Annotated in this window: 18 protein-coding genes; 9 read left to right on the top strand and 9 right to left on the bottom strand. The window is 40.2% G+C overall.

Going from position 1 to position 19,952, the window contains the following annotated elements:
- The first annotated feature begins 212 nt into the window (after positions 1-212).
- From AC570I_RS09955 to fabG, 6 genes are all read left to right on the top strand, one after another.
- Positions 213-1,184: a ribonucleoside-diphosphate reductase small subunit gene (locus AC570I_RS09955; RefSeq protein WP_047799040.1), complete on the top strand. Its 972-nt coding sequence runs from the start codon at positions 213-215 to the stop codon at positions 1,182-1,184.
- Between the two features lie 146 nt (positions 1,185-1,330).
- Positions 1,331-3,715 carry a ribonucleoside-diphosphate reductase subunit alpha gene (locus AC570I_RS09950; RefSeq protein ID WP_047798588.1) on the top strand — a complete coding sequence of 795 codons (2,385 nt, stop codon included), beginning with the start codon at positions 1,331-1,333 and terminating at the stop codon, positions 3,713-3,715.
- A 128-nt stretch (positions 3,716-3,843) separates the two neighbouring features.
- The gene (locus AC570I_RS09945; protein ID WP_082120610.1) at positions 3,844-4,065 is read left to right on the top strand and encodes a cysteine-rich CWC family protein; all 222 of its coding nucleotides are present in this window, start codon (positions 3,844-3,846) and stop codon (positions 4,063-4,065) included.
- A gap of 235 nt (positions 4,066-4,300) precedes the next feature.
- Positions 4,301-5,176, top strand: coding sequence for a carbon-nitrogen hydrolase (locus AC570I_RS09940; protein ID WP_497405338.1), 876 nt, complete (start codon positions 4,301-4,303; stop codon positions 5,174-5,176).
- A 12-nt stretch (positions 5,177-5,188) separates the two neighbouring features.
- Positions 5,189-6,265: an agmatine deiminase family protein gene (locus AC570I_RS09935; protein ID WP_497405337.1), complete on the top strand. Its 1,077-nt coding sequence runs from the start codon at positions 5,189-5,191 to the stop codon at positions 6,263-6,265.
- Positions 6,266-6,361: 96 nt separating this feature from the next.
- Complete coding sequence (gene fabG, locus AC570I_RS09930; protein ID WP_497405336.1) at positions 6,362-7,105, top strand: 3-oxoacyl-[acyl-carrier-protein] reductase; 744 nt, start codon at positions 6,362-6,364, stop codon at positions 7,103-7,105.
- A 55-nt stretch (positions 7,106-7,160) separates the two neighbouring features.
- Here fabG and AC570I_RS09925 read toward each other — a convergent pair whose 3' ends face one another.
- Positions 7,161-7,895 carry a L,D-transpeptidase family protein gene (locus AC570I_RS09925; protein ID WP_497405335.1) on the bottom strand — a complete coding sequence of 245 codons (735 nt, stop codon included), beginning with the start codon at positions 7,893-7,895 and terminating at the stop codon, positions 7,161-7,163.
- Between the two features lie 150 nt (positions 7,896-8,045).
- On the opposite strand from AC570I_RS09925, the gene AC570I_RS09920 reads away from it, so the two are divergent.
- Complete coding sequence (locus AC570I_RS09920; RefSeq protein ID WP_497405334.1) at positions 8,046-10,130, top strand: hypothetical protein; 2,085 nt, start codon at positions 8,046-8,048, stop codon at positions 10,128-10,130.
- Positions 10,117-10,737, top strand: coding sequence for a trimeric intracellular cation channel family protein (locus tag AC570I_RS09915; RefSeq protein ID WP_497405333.1), 621 nt, complete (start codon positions 10,117-10,119; stop codon positions 10,735-10,737). The genes AC570I_RS09920 and AC570I_RS09915 overlap by 14 nt, the downstream gene beginning before the upstream one ends.
- On the opposite strand, the gene AC570I_RS09910 is transcribed toward AC570I_RS09915, so the two are convergent.
- From AC570I_RS09910 to AC570I_RS09890, 5 genes are all read right to left on the bottom strand, one after another.
- Positions 10,738-11,037 carry an FtsB family cell division protein gene (locus AC570I_RS09910; RefSeq protein WP_047798583.1) on the bottom strand — a complete coding sequence of 100 codons (300 nt, stop codon included), beginning with the start codon at positions 11,035-11,037 and terminating at the stop codon, positions 10,738-10,740.
- Positions 11,038-11,240: 203 nt separating this feature from the next.
- The gene (gene eno, locus AC570I_RS09905; protein ID WP_047798582.1) at positions 11,241-12,536 is read right to left on the bottom strand and encodes a phosphopyruvate hydratase; all 1,296 of its coding nucleotides are present in this window, start codon (positions 12,534-12,536) and stop codon (positions 11,241-11,243) included.
- 250 nt (positions 12,537-12,786) lie between these two features.
- Positions 12,787-13,620 (bottom strand): alpha/beta hydrolase, encoded by an 834-nt coding sequence (locus AC570I_RS09900; protein ID WP_497405332.1) that lies wholly within the window; start codon positions 13,618-13,620, stop codon positions 12,787-12,789.
- A 96-nt stretch (positions 13,621-13,716) separates the two neighbouring features.
- Entirely contained in the window at positions 13,717-15,120 is a 1,404-nt protein-coding gene (gene dacB / locus AC570I_RS09895; protein WP_497405331.1) for a D-alanyl-D-alanine carboxypeptidase/D-alanyl-D-alanine endopeptidase, read from the bottom strand.
- Between the two features lie 73 nt (positions 15,121-15,193).
- Complete coding sequence (locus AC570I_RS09890; protein ID WP_047798580.1) at positions 15,194-16,183, bottom strand: aspartate-semialdehyde dehydrogenase; 990 nt, start codon at positions 16,181-16,183, stop codon at positions 15,194-15,196.
- A 49-nt stretch (positions 16,184-16,232) separates the two neighbouring features.
- Between AC570I_RS09890 and AC570I_RS09885 the strand changes: the two genes are divergently transcribed.
- On the top strand, positions 16,233-17,240 hold the full coding sequence (locus AC570I_RS09885; protein WP_497405330.1) for a lamin tail domain-containing protein: 1,008 nt from the start codon (positions 16,233-16,235) through the stop codon (positions 17,238-17,240).
- A gap of 69 nt (positions 17,241-17,309) precedes the next feature.
- On the opposite strand, the gene AC570I_RS09880 is transcribed toward AC570I_RS09885, so the two are convergent.
- The 3 genes from AC570I_RS09880 to AC570I_RS09870 are packed head-to-tail and all read right to left on the bottom strand — an operon-like array spanning position 17,310 to position 19,952.
- Positions 17,310-18,179, bottom strand: coding sequence for a sugar phosphate isomerase/epimerase family protein (locus tag AC570I_RS09880; RefSeq protein ID WP_497405329.1), 870 nt, complete (start codon positions 18,177-18,179; stop codon positions 17,310-17,312).
- A 5-nt stretch (positions 18,180-18,184) separates the two neighbouring features.
- The gene (locus AC570I_RS09875; protein ID WP_497405328.1) at positions 18,185-19,057 is read right to left on the bottom strand and encodes a sugar phosphate isomerase/epimerase family protein; all 873 of its coding nucleotides are present in this window, start codon (positions 19,055-19,057) and stop codon (positions 18,185-18,187) included.
- 10 nt (positions 19,058-19,067) lie between these two features.
- A complete protein-coding gene (locus AC570I_RS09870; protein ID WP_497405327.1) occupies positions 19,068-19,952 on the bottom strand; it encodes a hydroxypyruvate isomerase family protein in 885 nt (294 codons plus the stop codon).

Here is a 19,952-nt window from a genome sequence, read left to right as displayed (position 1 = left end):
ACAAATATAAAAGCTTAGTTTTTAGTAGTTTAATGGTGCATCTCTCAGATCACTTTTCAAATTTTTATCACTAAAAACCCGGTAGTTCTTTAACGTTGGGGTTAGCACTTTCACTAGAGTTTCAATACATCACATTTCAATCGCCTGTTAACACCGGCGGTTGCGGGGTTTTGTCGGCTCTGATTAGAACAATAAAAAATAAAGTATCAGCTATGGAACAGGAATTATTACTACAAGAAAACAAAGACAGATTTGTGCTTTTGCCAATCAAATATCCGGCAATCTGGGAAATGTATAAAAAGACCGAAGCTAGTTTCTGGACGGCAGAAGAGATCGATCTTTCTGACGACCAAAAACACTGGGATAATTTGAACGATGGAGAAAGACATTTTATTTCTCATATCCTTGCTTTCTTTTCTGCTAGTGATGGTATTGTTAATGAAAACCTGGCTGTAAATTTCATGAGTGAAGTACAGTTGCCGGAAGCGCGTTGTTTCTATGGTTTCCAGATTATGATGGAAAATATACATGCTGAAACCTATGCGTTATTGATCGATACTTATATTAAAGACCCTGAAGAAAAGGATCGCCTTTTCCATGCCATTGATACCGTTCCAGCTGTGAAAAGAAAAGCAGAATGGGCACTGAGGTGGATCGAGAACGGGACTTTTGCCGAACGGTTGGTGGCATTTGCTGCTGTTGAAGGTATTTTCTTTAGCGGAAGCTTCTGCTCTATATTCTGGTTAAAAAAGCGTGGCTTAATGCCGGGCCTCACCTTTAGCAATGAGCTGATTTCAAGGGACGAGGGCTCACACTGTGAATTTGCATGTTTGTTGTACAGCATGTTGAGTAACAAACTGAGCGAAGAGCAGGTTCATTCGATCATCAGCGATGCAGTAGAAATTGAAAAAGAATTCGTTACTGATGCTCTGCCAGTTGCCTTAATTGGGATGAATGCGAAGTTAATGAGTCAGTACATCGAATTCGTGGCCGACAGATGGTTACAGGAATTGGGCTACAAAAAGATCTACAATGCCACAAACCCATTCGATTTCATGGAGATGATTTCATTGCAGGGTAAAACTAACTTCTTCGAAAAACGTGTTGGTGATTATCAGAAAAGCGGTGTGTTAACATCGGCAGATAATAAAGCACAGGCATTTTCATTGGATGAAGACTTTTAAGGTAGAAGGATAAAAGGTTGAAGGAATAAGGTCTTGATATCTGATACTTACAACTTGATACTAGAATAAACAGAAATTATAAACGCGACACTCAAGTCTTGATATTTGATGCTCGCTATTGATACTAAAAATTAATCTCATAAAATATGTTCGTACTAAAAAGAGATGGCCGGAAAGAGCCGGTGCAATTTGACAAGATTACAGCTCGTATTCAAAAGTTATGCTACAGTTTGAATTCCGACCTTGTAGATCCGATAGACGTTGCCAAAAAGGTAATCGAAGGATTATATGATGGCGTTACCACGTCGGAACTGGATAACCTTGCAGCAGAGACTGCTGCGTCGCTCACTACAAAGCACCCTGATTATGCTTTGCTGGCTTCGCGTATAGCGGTATCCAACCTGCATAAAAATACAACCAAGTCATTCTCGGGTACAATGAAAATGTTGTACGAATATTTTGACCCGAAAGCACAGAAAGCGGCACCGCTTATTGCTGATGATGTTTATGAGATCATTGAAAAAAACAAGGATATTTTAGATAGTTCGATCATTTACGATCGGGATTTCGGCTTTGATTACTTCGGTTTCAAAACGCTGGAAAAATCATATCTGTTAAAAGTCAACGGTGCAATTGTAGAGCGCCCACAGCACTTATTCATGCGTGTATCGGTTGGTATCCATAAAGAAGATATTGAAAGTGCAATCAAAACCTATAATTTAATGAGTGAGCGTTGGTTTACACATGCTACACCAACATTATTTAACGCTGCCACACCGAAACCACAAATGTCTTCATGCTTCCTTTTAACCATGCAGGATGACAGCATTGAAGGTATTTATGATACGCTAAAACAAACTGCCAAAATCTCTCAGAGTGCCGGTGGTATTGGTTTAAGTATTCACAATATCCGTGCAACTGGTTCATACATCGGTGGTACAAACGGAACAAGTAATGGTATCATCCCAATGTTACGTGTATTTAACGATACGGCACGTTACGTAGATCAGGGTGGAGGTAAACGTAAAGGTGCTTTTGCAATTTATTTAGAGCCTTGGCATGCTGATGTTTTCGAGTTCCTTGATTTACGTAAAAACCACGGTAAAGAAGAGATGCGTGCCCGCGATTTATTCTATGCACTCTGGATCAATGATTTGTTTATGCAACGTGTTAAAGATAATGGCGACTGGACATTATTCTGCCCGCATGAAGCACCAGGTTTAGCAGATTGTTTCGGTAAGGAGTTTGAAGCGCTTTATGCTAAATATGAAGCAGAAGGCCGCGGAAGAAAGACCGTTAAAGCCCAGGAACTTTGGTTTGCAATATTAGATTCGCAAATTGAAACAGGTACGCCTTACATGTTGTTTAAAGATGCAGCGAACAGCAAATCGAATCAGCAGAATTTAGGAACCATTAAAAGTTCTAACTTGTGTACTGAAATTATCGAGTATACATCTAAAGACGAAGTAGCAGTTTGTAACCTGGCTTCGTTAGCACTTCCACGCTTTGTAATTAACGGCGCTTTTGACCACCAGAAATTATATGATGTAACTTATCAGGCTACTTTAAACCTGAATAAAATCATCGATCATAACTATTATCCGGTTCAGGAAGCAGAAAACTCTAATATGCGCCACCGTCCGGTTGGTTTAGGTGTACAGGGTTTAGCTGATGCCTTTATTTTATTGCGTTTACCATTTGAAAGTGATGAAGCAAAACGTTTAAACAAAGACATCTTCGAAACGATTTATTTCGCATCGATGACAGCTTCACATGATCTGGCAGTGAAAAACGGCCCTTACCAGACTTTCAAAGGATCGCCTTTATCTAAAGGTCAGTTCCAGTTTGATTTATGGAACGTAACGCCTGATAGTGGTCGTTGGGACTGGGATGCATTACGTAAAAAAGTAGTTAAAGATGGTGTATACAATTCTCTGTTGGTAGCACCAATGCCAACAGCATCTACGTCTCAAATTTTGGGTAATAACGAATGCTTTGAGCCATACACCTCTAACATCTATACCCGCCGTGTATTGAGTGGAGAATTCGTAGTGGTAAACAAACATCTATTGAAAGACCTGGTAGCACTGGGTTTATGGAATAATGATATGAAAAATCAGATCATTCTGGCTAACGGTTCAATCCAGGCTATTCCATCCATTCCTGATTATATCAAAGAACTATACAAAACGGTTTGGGAAATTAAGATGCGTAATATCATCGATATGGCTGCCGACCGTGGTGCTTACATTTGCCAGTCGCAATCATTAAACTTGTTCGTAAATGCGCCAAATACTTCAAAACTAACTTCAATGCACTTTTATGCATGGGAAAAAGGATTGAAAACAGGTATGTACTATCTACGTACTCAAGCTGCATCTCAGGCTGTTAAATTTACAGTTGAAAATCAGGGTGGTAAAGCCATTGAAGCGGTTATCCCTGCTCAGATGACACCAGATCAGGTTGCAGAAGAAATTGTAGACGGACCAGTTTGTTCAATGGAGGAAGGCTGTATCAGCTGTTCAGGTTAAACCCCCTGAATGCTGAAGGCAACTTTGGAAACGCAATAATATCGTAAGGTTTTGGGCTAGCGCTCAAAACCTTATTTTTTGTTCCTATTTTTGTAATGCAATTGGACTATCCTTAAGCATTATACCTTATGCCTTCAATCTTAAAACATAGCAAACACGAAATCATTCCCTGCGAAAGATGCGGAACAGCTATTGAATGCAAAGCAAATTCGTACACTAAATGCCAGTGCAGTGTGGTGCAACTCAGCATTAATGAAGTTCAGTACATCTCCGAGCTATTTGATGGATGTCTTTGTGCCAAATGCTTATTTGAACTCCAGCAGGAGTACCGAGAAGAAATCAGCATGTAGGTCTTCACCATACGAGCTCTTCCGGAGTAAGATCATTTCTGATTTCTAATCGAAATAATATCGCACAGCAGACAAACCAGTCAGCAAAAACATTTACACAATTATGCCCTTGTCTTTTTTGTAAAATAGTAACTTTGCGCATTAATTTCGAATAAGTGAATTTTGAGTGAATGAGTTTGTATTGCGTAATAAACATTCAATTAGTCACCGATTTATTAATCTATCATTTGAAGACATGAAGAAAGTAAAAGTTGGTCTGGTACAAATGACTTGTACTAGAGATAAGCAGGAAAATTTAAATAAAGCGATTGTGAAGGTGAGAGAAGCAGCGGCAAAAGGCGCACAGATTGTGTGTTTGCAGGAGCTTTTTACCTCTTTGTATTTCTGTGATGTTGAGGATTACGATAATTTTGAATTGGCCGAAGCTATTCCCGGACCTTCAACTGATGCCTTGCAGGTGGTGGCCAAAGAACTTGGCGTTGTCATCATTGCTTCCTTATTTGAGAAGCGCACTGCTGGTTTATACCATAATACTACGGCAGTTTTGGACGCAGATGGATCGTATCTAGGTAAATACCGCAAAATGCATATTCCTGACGATCCGGCTTTTTACGAAAAATTCTATTTTACTCCCGGTGATCTGGGCTATAAAGTTTTTGAAACGAAGTTTGCCAAAATCGGGATTTTGATTTGCTGGGATCAATGGTATCCTGAAGCATCCCGCATCACGGCCTTAATGGGTGCAGACATTATGTTCTACCCAACAGCCATTGGCTGGGCAACCGATCAGGATGAAGAAACCAATCAGGATCAATACAATGCATGGCAAACCATTCAACGCTCGCATTCCGTTGCTAATGGCGTTCCCGTAGTAAGTGTAAACCGCGTGGGTTTCGAACAGGATGGCGCTATGAAATTCTGGGGCGGAAGTTTTGCCACTAACGCTCAGGGTAAGCTGCTTTACCTGGCTTCTCACGATCAGGAAGAAACTGAAGTGGTGGAACTGGATCTGGATCAAAGCGATTTTATGCGTAAGCACTGGCCTTTCCTGAGAGACAGACGAATTGATTCTTACCAGCCGATTACCAAAAGATTTATTGATAACGACTAAGCAGGTAAACCCATGTCAAATTTTCCTCCTAAAGAAAACTCAAATATCAATCAGTTTGATTATTCCCCTAAGAAACAGGGATATTCCTTTCCTGCAGAATGGGCAAAACATGAAGCCACATGGTTAAGCTGGCCGCATAAAGAGGCAAGCTGGCCTGGAAAAATTGAAACCATTTATGAGCCTTATTGCCAGTTTATTAAAGCAGTGGCCGAAGGTGAAAAAGTGCGCATCAATGTTAAGGATGAAGCCATGAAGGCTTTCGCAACTTCAGAGTTGACGAAGGTTGATGCCGATCTATCGCAGATTGAATTTTACTTCAATGAAACCAATGATGCCTGGTGCCGCGACCACGGACCGGCTTTTTTACTGAAAGGTAATGAAAAGACTGTGGTTGACTGGGGTTATAATGCGTGGGGGGGTAAATACCCACCGTTCGACCTGGATGATGTAGTACCCACTAAAATCGCGAAGGAGTTTAATTTGCCTTTGTTTAACCCCGACATTGTAATGGAAGGTGGATCGGTAGAGTTCAATGGTGCCGGGACAATTTTAACTACTACGGCATGTTTACTGAACGAGAACCGGAACCCACATTTAAGCAAAGAACAAATTGAAAAGTATTTACTGGAGTATTACGGACAGGAACAGGTGTTATGGTTGGGCGATGGAATTGTAGGTGACGATACGGATGGGCACATAGACGATATTACGCGTTTTGTTAATGAAGATACCGTTTTGACTGTAGTTGAAAGTAATCCATTAGATGAGAACTATCTCCTGTTACAGGAAAATCTGGAAGCCTTAAAAGCCATGAAACTGAAAGACGGACGCTCATTGAATATCGTTGAACTGCCGATGCCATCACCGGTAATTTTCGACGACACCCGTTTACCAGCTTCTTATGCTAACTTTTATATCGCTAACGCAGCGGTAATTGTTCCTGTTTTCAATGATGTGAATGATCAGAAAGCTTTAGATATTATTCAGCAATGTTTTCCGGATCGAAAAGTGATCGGTATCAATTCGGTAGATATTATCTGGGGATTGGGAAGCTTCCATTGCCTGAGTCAGCAGGAGCCTGCCATTTAATTCTGAGCCGGAAGTCATGGAAACAATTTAACGATATCTTCACGAGAGTTGTTAACTTTACAACATTAAAATATTTCAACTTTACAACATTTCATAATGAAATTATTAGAAGGAAAAACAGCATTGATTACGGGTGCTTCAAAAGGGATCGGTCGTAAAATAGCTGAAAAATTTGCTGAGCAAGGGGCTAATGTGGCTTTTACATACTTATCATCAGTAGAAAAGGGCGAAGCATTGGAACAGGAACTGCAAAGCTTCGGAACAAAGGTTAAAGGCTATCGTTCTGATGCATCGAAATTCGATCAGGCAGAGCAGTTAATCAATGATATTGTGGCCGAGTTCGGAACGATTGACATCGTTGTCAATAATGCTGGTATTACCAAAGACGGTTTGCTTATGCGTATGAGTGAAGAAAACTGGGATGATGTAATCAATATCAACCTGAAGTCGATCTTCAACGTAACCAAAGCGGCTTCAAAAGTAATGATGAAGGCCCGTAAAGGCGTATTTATCAATATGAGTTCGGTTGTTGGTGTGCAGGGCAACGCTGGTCAGGCCAATTATGCTGCTTCAAAAGCCGGAATTATTGGTTTTACTAAATCAGTGGCGAAGGAATTGGGTTCAAGAAATATCCGCGCCAATGTGGTTGCACCTGGTTTCATCCGTACTGAAATGACTAAGGTTTTAGACCCTGCGGTTGTTGCCGGATGGGAAAAGGATATTCCTTTAAAACGTGCTGGTGAAACTGAAGATATTGCGAATGTTTGTGTGTTCCTGGCTTCAGATATGAGTGCTTATGTAACCGGACAAACCTTATCCGTTTGCGGCGGAATGCTATAGGTAAGACTAAATATAAAAATTTAAATCCTGCGGGTTGAAAAGCCAGCAGGATTTTTTATTTGATAACATATTTGCCTTTAAATTCTTTAATATCGGGGAGACTTCTGTCCCTTTCAAACCATCTGTACCCCTTTTGCAGCGTTTTCCAGAAGTTGAGCTGCATAGGGTATTGCCGAGAATAATTCTTCAGGTTTTTATTGGTCATTCTGAAAGGGTAGATGTTTACCGCTATTTGTTCCTGTCCTGCATTTCTTGCTTCTACGCTAAGTATATAAACCTCTTTGATCTTTTCATCCGTTAAAGGGATACAGCCAACGGTAACACAATTGCCATGGATGTAGATATCATTACCTGGCTTTCTGTCTTTACCTGTCCGCTCCAGATCCACTGAATTGGGATAGTTTATACCGAGCGACAAGTGATAACTACTCATCGGATTAAAGGCATTGAGGTAATAAAATCCTTCAGGGGTTTGTTTATCTCCTTCCATTACCTTTGGGCCCAGTGTACCTGAATGCGCACAAAAGTCGTACGTTTTGAATAGGGAATATTTTTTATCTGCCTTTCCGCTTAACCATACCTCCAGTTTTCCTTCTGATTTGTAGGCGTTAATGATCATCGAAAAACCATCATCCAAACCAGCAGCCTTTAAGAATTTCTCCAATGTTTCCCATTTTTCAGCATAGGCCTTTTCAACCCGCTCAAATTTAGTTTGTGTTGTCCTGAAGGTATTTTGCGGGTGAGCCATTATACTGATGAAAAGAAGTATGGTTAAACAGGTTAATTTCATGATGTTTGGTTTAGATAAAGCTAATCATTTCAAGTAAATTTTGGTATGGAAAACATGGTATCTCTTTTGTATGTTTAAGTGCTTCTGCCGCAAATTTAAATCTACTGCGGCCTTTGCGGTTAATCGTCAAAATTAGCATCTTTATAAAATATGAACAGCTTTTTTGCCGGTACTTCTATTTTGTATTTTCTATGTTGCCTTGCTTTAGGGATTCTTTATGCCTGGTTGCTGTACCGGGGCAATAATAATCTTGACAGAAAGCTCCATTATGGCTTAACGGCGCTTAGGGTGCTGGCTGTTACCGCAGTTGCCTGGCTGTTGTTCTCGCCGCTGATTAAAACACTGACTTATACGCTCGATAAACCTGTAATCATTATTGGTCAGGATAATTCCCTTTCTGTTGGTCAGGTTAAAGCACAAGGTTTCGACCAAATATTGTTTGAGCGAAACCTAAAAATCCTGCAGGATAAACTGTCCGATAAATACGAGGTGAAAACCTACAATTTTGGTGATTCGGTTGCCGAAGGTTTTAATTTTGGTTATCAGGGCAAACTTACTAACGGTGCTGCTTTCTTTCAGAAGATCAGAGATGAATATACCAACAGGAATGTTGGGGCAATTGTTCTGGCAACCGATGGTATTTTTAATGGTGGGGGAAACCCTTTATATAGCATCAATCAGATCAATGCTCCGGTTTATACGGTAGCTTTGGGCGATAGTGTTCCAAAGCGTGATGTTTTGATTTCGAATGTAAACTACAACAACATTGTTTATCTGGATGATGACTTTACCATTGAAGTACAGGTTCAGGCTTTTCAAAGTGATGGGGAGCAGACCGCTTTAACAGTTAGTGCAAACGGGACTAAAGTGGCACAGCAAACTGTAGCCATCAATGCGAATGCTTTTATAAAAACCATTCCCGTGAAGCTGCACGCTGGCAAAACCGGCGTTCAGCAATACACGATTCAATTGGGTAAGCTTCAAAACGAAATTACCACCAGAAATAATGCGTATACCTTTTATGTAGAGGTCATCGACGGAAGACAAAACGTATTGCTGGCTGCCGCGGGCCCACATCCTGATTTGGGCATATTGAAAGACGCTATAGCGATGAATAAGCATTATGAAGCTAAGCTGGTCCTGGCAGATGATTTGAGCTCCGTAGAGCCTTCAAAGTTTGATCTGATCGTACTTTATCAGTTGCCGGATGCTCAGCAAACTTCCGCTCCATTTTTGCAGAAAGTGATTTCCGCTAAAAAGCCTTTATGGTATATTTTGGGTTCGCAAAGCAATCCCAATGCGTTTAATCAAATTCAAAATCAGGTTAACTTATCTTCGGCAAATGGTTCCACTCAGGAAGTTTATGCTGATATTTCAAATGGCTTCACCAGTTTTAATATTGCTGAAGAAGACAAAAAGCAGTTTACCTCATTTGATCCCTTGATCTGCCCATTTGGGAGGCTCACCGTTAATGCCAGCGTTGCAGCCATTTTTAACCAGCGTGTTGGTAAAGTAAGTACCCAGCAGCCATTAATGTTTTTTGCAAATGAAAATGGGTTAAAAACAGGTTATTTGATGGGAGAGGGACTTTGGCGCTGGAAGTTATCAGAACCTGAAAGCCAGAACGAGCAATCAGCGGTAAATGATTTAATTTCAAAAACCATTCAGTATCTGTCGGTAAAGGATGATAGAAGAAGATTTAAAGTGTTTACCTCAAAACCCGCTTACGATGAAAATGAATCCATTCAGTTCAATGGAACGCTTTATAATGAAAGTTACCAGCCCGTAAACGAACCGGAGGTTAATCTTCAGGTGAAAAACGGTGCAGGAAAAGTATTTAACTATGTTTTCTCTAAAACTGAAAATGCCTATCAGTTGGATGCAGGGATTATGCCGGGGGGAAATTATTCATACGTTGCCAGCACATCAATGGGTGGGCAGAAATTTACTGCTACAGGTAGTTTTTACGTGAATGCTTTAATTGCGGAATTTCAGCAAACCACCGCGAATCATCAGTTACTGAATACAATTGCCAGACAAACTAATGGAAAGCTGTTCATGCCTGCAGACCTATTAAAAATTGCTGATGAGATTCTCAGGAATGATAACATCAAAACCATTAGCTACGAAGACCGTAAATATAGTGAGCTGATTAACATGAAGTGGTTATTTGCAGTTATTATGCTGTTGTTAAGCATGGAATGGTTTTTACGTAAACGAAATGGTGAACTTTAACATTTCTACATCTGAAGTCATTGAGGTTTTGGGTACTATTGCCTTCGCCATTTCCGGTACGTTTACTGCAATGCAACGTAAGCTCGACCCGTTTGGGGTGCTAATTATTGCCTTTGTTACAGCCATAGGTGGCGGAACGGTTCGTGATTTATTAATAGGGGATACCCCTGTCTCCTGGATGCGGGATATGCAAACCTGTTTGCTGATTTTATTTACGGCACTGATTACGATGTTTTTTAAAACCCACGTACAGAAAATGAAGATTACACTTTTTCTGTTCGATAGCCTGGGACTGGGCTTATTCACGATGGTTGGATTGTTAAAAGGAATTGCTTTCGGTTTGAATCCGGGAATTTGTATTACACTGGGTACAATTACCGGTTGCTTTGGTGGAATCATCAGAGATACCCTACTAAACACCATTCCCCTGGTTTTTAGAAGAGAGATATATGCATCTGCCTGTATTTTGGGCGGTATGCTTTATTACCTGCTCATTAAAATTAATGTTGAGAGTGTGGTAGCGAAACTTGCTGTCGTGGCTTTTATATTCGTGTTCAGGATTATTGCCGTTAAGTTTAAACTTTCACTGCCAAAGTTTGAGTACTGATTAGTCTTTTTTCTCTTCCCTGATAATTACAAAAACGTCTTCATTATCTTTTTTCATGAAGTATTTCTCGCGGGCAAACTTTTCTGCTGTGTTCAGGTTAGTGCTGAGTTCGTTTAAATCTTTTTTAACCTGGGCGGTTTCTTTTTCAAAGTATTCCTTTTCTTCCTGTAATTTATTGGCCTGACTGCGGTATTCGTATTGCGACATCATATCGTTTTTATCGAAAAACAGCATCCATACAGCAAAGGCAGCGGTTGCAAGAAAATATTTGTTCCGGAAAAGGTCTATTAAACGTTTCATGGTTTGTTCTCAAAATCGTCATTGCGAGGTACGAAGCAATCTTACCTAAAAAATTGCTTCGTACCTCGCAATGACGTAAATGTATAAAAAAACATCCGAAGATTTTAAATCTCCGGATGTTCTTCAAATAAGTTTTTCAACTTATTAACACGCAGGGCAAAAATACTGCCTTGGGTCTCTTAATTCCTTTAAAGGAATAAGATTTATTTTTTAGCGTATTTGAATTTAGAACCGATAAAACGTGCGTTCTCACCTAATTCTTCTTCGATACGTAATAATTGATTGTATTTTGCAATCCTGTCTGAACGTGAAGCAGAACCTGTTTTAATCTGACCGCAGTTTAAGGCAACAGCTAAATCAGCGATGGTTACATCTTCAGTTTCGCCAGAACGGTGACTCATTACCGAAGTATAACCACTGTTTTGAGCTAAAGTAACCGCATTGATGGTTTCAGTTAATGAACCGATCTGGTTTACTTTTACTAAGATAGAGTTTGCTGTGTCTTCGTCGATACCACGTTGTAAACGGGTTACATTGGTTACGAATAAATCATCACCCACTAATTGAACGTGATCGCCAATTTTGTCGGTTAAGCTTTTCCAGCCAGTCCAGTCGTTTTCATCCATACCATCTTCAATAGAGATGATCGGATATTTTGCAGAAAGGTCAGCCAGATATTGAGCTTGTTCTTCGCTTGAACGAATCACGCCGGTAGCACCTTCAAATTTAGTGTAATCGTATTTGCCATCTTTATAGAACTCAGATGAAGCACAGTCTAATGCCAAACAAATTTGTGAACCTGGTTTGTAACCTGCAGTTTCGATTGCTTTTAAAACAGTTTCAATTGCATCTTCAGTGCCATCGAAAGTAGGTGCGAAACCACCTTCATCACCAACAGCAGTTGATAAGCCCCGGTCGTGAAGGATTTTCTTTAAGCTATGGAAAACTTCGGTTCCCCAACGCAAAGCCTCAGAAAATGAAGGTGCACCAACTGGCATGATCATAAACTCCTGGAATGCGATAGGCGCATCAGAGTGAGAACCACCATTGATGATGTTCATCATTGGAATTGGTAAAGTGTTGGCATTTACACCACCGATATAACGGTATAAAGGTTGACCGATTTCATCGGCAGCCGCTTTAGCAACCGCTAAAGAAACACCTAAAATTGCGTTTGCACCTAAGTTACCTTTGTTTTCAGTACCATCAAGTTCTAACATTAATTTATCGATTGCGTTTTGCTCAAAAACATCAATACCTCTTAAAGCCTCAGCGATTTTGGTATTTACATTTTCAACAGCTTTTAAAACGCCTTTACCTAAATATGTAGATTTATCTCCGTCACGTAATTCAACAGCCTCATATTGTCCGGTAGATGCACCGCTTGGTACAGCTGCACGGCCAAAAGCGCCTGCTTCTGTAACTACTTCTACTTCTACTGTTGGATTACCTCTTGAATCGAGGATTTGTCTTGCATGGACATTAACAATTATGCTCATTTTTATTTGATTTTTTGTTGATTTTTTAACCTGCTTAGTGTATAAAATACAATTACTAAGCGCAACATCAAAGTTAGTATTATTTTTAAATAAATAAAGCGTTTTGAGCGTTAATGTTAGGATAGTGGTCTTGCTTAATTATACATTAACTTTAAATTAATACAGAAGGGTTTTGATCACCGGAAACAAGTAACCATAATGGATCGAATACGTCTTGATCTGTTTTTGTAACCGGTGGGTCAGGATGAATTTATTGTGCAATAAACTGATAGAAAGTAACGAACTCCCGGTGCCAAAACCATTCAGTATGTTTGCCGTCTTCTTTTTCAATAAATACAATATTGGGGTTGGTGGTAGCATCGTGGCTCAATAGATTATAGGCTTTTCTGATATTATCAATCATTTTTGCCCCTTCCTTATCTCCGGCGACAAAAAAGATTTTGCTGTTTTTAAGAGCAGTTAAATGATCCTTAACGTCGTTGAAGATATCAGGTGCCGCCCAAAATGAAGGGCTGAAAATACCTGCAGCGCCAAATATTCCCGGGTAAGCTGATATGGTATACATGGATATCAATCCACCCATTGAGCTGCCCGCAATAGCGGTATTTTTGACATCTGTTAGGGTTCTGTAGGTTGAATCAATATAGGGTTTTAATGTTTCAGCAATGAATTGAGCATAAGCTTTTCCTTCTCCTTTTCCATGCTCACTATCATATGGGTTGTATTCATTCATCCTGTCCTGGTCTCCGTGATCAATCCCTACAACAATCATTTCCTTTTCCCCATCCCGAATAAGGCCATCTATTACTGAATCTACTGCCCACTCATCGTTTCTGGGAGGTGTAGCATGGAACAGGTTTTGCCCGTCGTGCATATAAAGCACAGGGTATTTTTTGCTGGAATGTTTGTAGCTTTTTGGTAGGTAGATCCAGATTTTTCGGTGCTTACCAAGCTGTGGCATAAAAAAGGCGTCGTCAACAACATGGACGTGATCGCCAAATGTATATGTCACATTATCCTCTTTAGATTGGTTGTTTTGCTTCGATACGGTAATATTCATGGTAATATCAACATCTAAATTCAAAATTCTGTTTGCAATGGTTTTACAATTAGATTTTTTTGAATGAAAACTTCCCTGTATAGGTTCAGTTTTTAATTGGTTCAGGACCGAAACATCAATTTATTTCAACTCATCTAAAACTTTGAACAGCTTTTTGTTAATGCCGCTTCCACTGTAATTGTTGATGTTAATTACCATTATATATTTATTACCTGATGCATCTGTATAATAACCTGCAAATGCAGATACATCGTTTATCGTTCCACTTTTAATCTTCATCCCATTGTATTCGGGTAAGGCTTTGTAGAAATTAGGAAACCAGGTTTCTTTCTGAACCTGAAATAAAACCGCTGCCATTGCTGAAGTGGTGATGCGGTCTCCTGGTGATAATCCACTACCATCAATGATATTCAAAGCCGATTTATCAATGCCTTTATCTGCCCAGAAGTTTATTTCAGTTTCGGCGCCTTTGGCCGTTGTTGCGGGCTTGCCGGATTTTAAAGCGATAGTTTTAAGCAGGCTTTCTCCGTAAAGATTGATACTCTTTTTTAGAAACCAATAAGCAATTTCACTTAAAGGGGGAGAGGTGATGGTACTGATTTTCTGAGTGACTGATGGGATAGGCAGTTTTTTTAAGCTCATCAATCTGATGGTTGTAGGCTCCTGGCTTACGGAAACGCCGAGCCTTTTCAATGTATCCTGTAAGCGGTAGGCACAATCATAGGCAGGATCAGGAAGAGCGACGGAGATGCCTGATTTGCCAATACCCATACCCCAGCTGCCACGCAGGTAAGCAACATTGCTGTAGGGAGGGAGGAAAGCATATGTTCTGTCGCCTGTTCCCGATGCCCCGGTTTTTAGCTCATTTACAATTTGTATGTATGGGGTTTGAGGTACAGACTTGATAATTTTAACCTCTTGAGCGGTGTCTGAACCTGGTTTCAGGTGTATGTCAAACTGATTCTCTCTCCAGGCCAGGCCTGATGTGCCCGCGCCATAATAATTACCAATGTCTTGCCATACCCAACCCTCAGGGGTCGTCTGCGTACCAAAAATGCGGTCGTCGCCAATGATGGCGCCTTCTATTTTTGTTATGCCGGCAGATTTAATTGCTGAAACCCATTGCGTTAAAACATTGTTTTCTTTGTTTTGATAGCGCCATGATCCCAGAGTGGGGTCGCCGCTCCCGATGACGATCAGGTTTCCGTTTAAAATTCCGCCTGTAATGGTACCTGTATAGGCAAGGGTAGTCTGGTACTGGAAATCTTTTCCTAAAATGCTGAACGCCGTCGCTGCAGTAATTGTTTTAAGCGTTGAGGCTGTAGCCAGACCAATCTGCTCATTTTTCGCAAAAAGGGTTTTGCCGGTATTGGCATCTAACACACATAGCGAAGTGATGGCATGCCTCGCCTGATCATCAGCTAATAAAATGTTGAAGGCTTTTTCCAGGTTTTGAATTTTGCTTTGTGCATTCGCTGTGGCAAAAGAAAAGACACAGAGGACTAATAGATTGAAAAATTTCATTTCGTAATTGACTTCATTTTGGAGAGCGCATAAAAAAGCCCTTCAATTTTAATTTGAAGGGCTCTTGTTTATTTTAAACTAACTCTTTTTGAATTAAGTATTCAGCAATCTGAACTGCGTTTGTTGCAGCGCCTTTACGCAAATTGTCGGCTACAATCCAAAGATTTAAAGCTTTAGGTGCAGATTCATCCCTGCGGATTCGACCTACAAATACTTCATCTTTTTCATGTGCATCTTTCGGCATCGGGTATTTTAAGTTGGCAACATCATCTACTACGATTACACCCGGTGCTTTTTCTAAAATACTACGCACTTCTGCCAGGTCGAAATCATTCTCGAATTCAATGTTTACTGATTCAGAGTGACCACCCATTACCGGAATACGAACGGTAGTTGCAGTAACCTTAATGCTGTTATCGCTCATAATTTTGTTCGTTTCCTTCACCATTTTCATTTCCTCTTTCGTGTAACCGTTATCCATGAAAACATCGATATGGGGAAGGACATTCAGATCAATTTCGTACGGATAAGCTTTAGGTCCATCAATACCTGCACGCTCGTTCATTAACTGATCAACAGCCTTAACGCCTGTTCCTGTAACGGATTGATAAGTAGATACCACCACACGTTTGATTTTGTATTTGTCGTGTAAAGGTTTTAAAACCACCACCATCTGGATGGTAGAACAGTTTGGGTTTGCGATAATCTTATTGTCAATCGACAGCTCGTGTGCATTCACTTCCGGAACGATAAGTTTAACTGCAGGATCCATTCTCCAGGCAGATGAATTATCAATTACCGTTGTTCCAGCTTCTTTAAAGCGTGGTGCATGTTCCAATGAAGTATTTCCACCGGCAGAAAACAATGCGATATCAGGTTTCATGCCAATTGCAGTGTCCATGCTAACGATTGGGAACTTCTTACCCTTAAAAGTAATTTCCTTACCAACACTCTTTTCTGATGCTACGGGAATCAACTCTGTCAAAGGGAAATTTCTTTCCTCCAATACTTTTAACATTACGGTACCAACCAATCCGGTTGCACCTACTACTGCTACTTTCATTTTAAATTTTAATTATTATATTTATTAAACATTTGATATAAGTCCAAATATGGTAAAAATTAAGCTTATATCCCTATTGTTACATGTTAATTTTGCTTTAAATATTCTCAATCCTGTTTCTGCTAACGAACAGGAGGATAGAATGATCCGGCCACCCATCCCAGAAAAGCTGGTCCACAGAAGCCGCCTGAAGCCTGATATTCCCCTGCGGATAATCAGTAAAGGCGATATTCTGATTTCTGAAGTATTGTTTAATCCGCGGCCCGGTGGGGTTGATTTTGTCGAGATATACAACAATTCCAGTCATGAAATAGATTTGAAGGATCTTCAGCTGGCCAACATAAATTCTGCAGGTGAACCAGCGAGCATTAAAAATGTTTCTGCAGTTAAGCTGATGATCCCGGCAGGAAGTTATTATGTGATTACTAGTAATCAGGCCAATATCAAAGAAAATTACCATGCCAGATTTCCTGCTCAGTTTGTACAAATTGGTAGTCTGCCTGCTTTTAGTAACGATAAGGGCTCGGTAGTGCTCTTAAGTAACAATGTGATTATCGACCGGTTAAACTACAGTGCAAAGGTTCATCATCCCCTTATTCAGGATGAAGACGGAATATCGATAGAACGGGTGTCTTTTAGTGTGGATACTAATGACCCTTCAAATTTTAAATCTGCAGCTGCGGTAGCAGGTTTCGCTACACCGACTTACAAAAATTCTCAGGAAACATCGGGAGAAGAAAACTTTGTACGGTTAGCGCGTAAAACCTTTTCTCCCGATGAAGATGGTTATGACGACATCCTAAACCTGGATTATCAGTTTGCAGAAAATTCGATGCTGGCAACAGTCAACATTTACACCGACAGAGGGAGGCTGATCCGTAAATTGTTGAAAAATCAAACGATAGGTACCAGCGGAACTTTGAGCTGGGATGGACTTGATGATAGCGGAATGAAAGCCGGCATCGGAATCTATGTTGTGGTATTTGACGTTTTTGACCTGAACGGTTTCACAAAACGTTTTAAAAATACCTGTGTACTGGCGGGGAAGCTAAACTAGTTGAGCGTATTATATTTCCGCAAATCAAAAGCACCGGTCCTAAACTTTAGCTAAGACCAGTGCTTTTTACTATATCAGATTGGCTTTAATGTAGGCACAACTTGTGGTAATCGACCTGATCTGATCTGGCTGATAATTGTTCTCGTGCTCAACAAAAAAGTTTTGCATTCCTGATAATTTAGCCTGCGCAAATATTTTTTTGAAATCGATAGAACCTTTACCAACTTCTGTATTTAATTCTGGCTTAGCTTTATCCATATCTTTCACATGCCACATTGGGAAGCGGCCAGGATATTTCTTAAACAATGCCAGTGGATCGTTGCCAGATAGGACTACCCAGTACAAATCCATTTCGAAGCTCACCAGGTTTTTATCCGTTTCCTGAAGGTAAACATCGTATCCTGTAGTATCTCCCAGCTTTTTGAACTCGAAATCGTGGTTGTGATAGGCAAATTTTAAGCCTGAAGCTTTTGCAATTTCTGCAACCTTATTGAAGTCAGCAGCAGTTTTCTTAAAGCCATCTGCACCCTTCGTCATATCCACATGAGCCCCTGCAATGGTAAAATATTTGCCTCCAAGAGCAGCTGAAGATTCAATGTCTGCTTTTATTTTATCGGTACTGCCTGTTTTCACAAAATCGTCCATTCCGTAATGACCGCTTGGTGCTTTTAAGCCATTGGCATCTAATAATGATTTAAATTCCTTAGTGGTTAAATTCCAGAATTTTCCGTTCGAGAAACCGTAAGTTTCAACTTCTTTATAACCTGCCTGCGCAACTTTTTCAATTACACCTGTTACATCTTTAGGCAGAAGGTCTCTTAATGTATACAATTGCAAGCCAACATTTTTACTCGCTCTATTGAATGCAAAAGAGGGGATAAGCAAAGCAGCACCAGCGGCAAAGCTTGCCTGCTTAATAAAGTTTCTTCTAGAATTCATAGTATTTAAATTAATTCTTTTTTAACGTATGCGCAGCTTGCTGCTACAGATTCCATAGGATTTGGCTTATAATTACTCTCGTGCTCTATAAAAAAGTGTTTCATGCCAGAAAGTTTTGCATCCGCAAAAATGGGCTTAAAATCAATCGAGCCGGTTCCAACCTCAGCATTTAAAGCCGGATCTGTTTTGTCCATGTCTTTGACATGCCACATGGTGAAACGTCCCGGGTTTTCTTTAAATAATTTAAGCGGGTCGTTACCAGAACGAACCACCCAGTATAAATCCAGTTCAAAGTCTACCAGATTTTTGTCTGTTTCACTTAGCAAAATCTGATACCCGGTGGTATCACCTTGTTTATCGAACTCGAAATTGTGGTTATGATAGGCTACCCTTAATCCGGCATCTTTACACATTTTACCGGCAAGGTTTAAGCGTTTAGCTAATGTCTTATAATCATCTGCATTTTTACGGATACTTTCTTCAAGCCAGGGCACTGTAACGTAGTCGCTTCCCAACACTTTAGCCGCAGCAATAGCATCTTCCAGTTCTTCGGTTTTACCTTCTGATAAAAAACTGGTTAAGCTGTAATGACCGCTTGGCATGGTTAGGTTATTCGCTTCCAGCAATTTTTTAAAGTCTACCGGCGATAAGCCCCAGAATTGATCCTTAATGGAAAAACCGTATGATTCTATTTGAGTGAACCCAGCTTTTGCAACTTTTTCAATCGTTCCTTTAACATCTTTTGGTAGCTCATCCCTTAGCGACCAGAGCTGTAATCCTACGTTTTTCTTTTCACCTGAGCAGGCAAAAGACGGGATTACTAATGCTGCTGCGGCAGCCATACTGCTACTTAGTATAAAACTTCTTCTTGTTAACATAATGCCAGACTTAAATATCGCAGATGGCTATGGCCTTTTTTAATGAGCCCAGTTTATCTGCATTTTTTGGTATAAATTCCTGCGCCACATAACCTTTGAAACCGGTTTCGGCAATTGCTTTCATTATCGCCGGGTAATAAATCTCCTGACTTTCATCGATCTCATTCCTTCCCGGAACCCCAGCGGTATGGTAGTGGGCAATGTACTGATGGTTTTCTTTTATTGTCCTGATCAAATCACCTTCATCAATTTGCATGTGATAGATATCGTAAAGCAGTTTGAAGTTTTCAGACCCCAGACGTTTACAAAGTTCAACTCCCCAGGCGGTTTTATCACACTGGTAATCTTTATGATTTATTTTGCTGTTGAGCAATTCCATAACCAACACCACCCCATGTTTTTCTGCCAATGGCATCAATTGTTTCAGGCCTTCAACGCAATTATTCCATCCAGTTTCATCGTCTTTTCCCCTTCTGTTTCCACTAAAACAAATTAGGTTTTTATACCCGGCTTGTGCTACCAGTGGAATCATTGCAGAATAGTTTTTAATCAGCGTTTCATGAAATTGCTTGTCGTTAAAACCATCAACTAAATTGATTTCTGCGCCGTTGCACATGGTGGATACCAAGCCATGTTTTTTAAGTATCGGCCAGTCTTTAGGACCAACCAGATCAATGCCTTTGATGCCGATGTTTTTAGCTTCAGTACATAGCGTTTCCACATCCCAAGTGCTAAAACACCAGCGGCATACAGCATGATTGATATTTCCTTTCAAAGCTTTGGTTTTATTGACATCTGGCTGTTCTGCCGCTAAAGCAGTTAAACCGGAAGAAACACCAATTGCAGCAGTTCCTGCAATGATGTTCTTTAATGCATTTCTTCTGTTCAGGCTCAT

This window comes from Pedobacter sp. A2324 (genome assembly GCF_059693705.1).
Note: the sequence above shows the minus strand (reverse complement) of the source record. Positions and strands in the feature narration are given on the sequence as shown.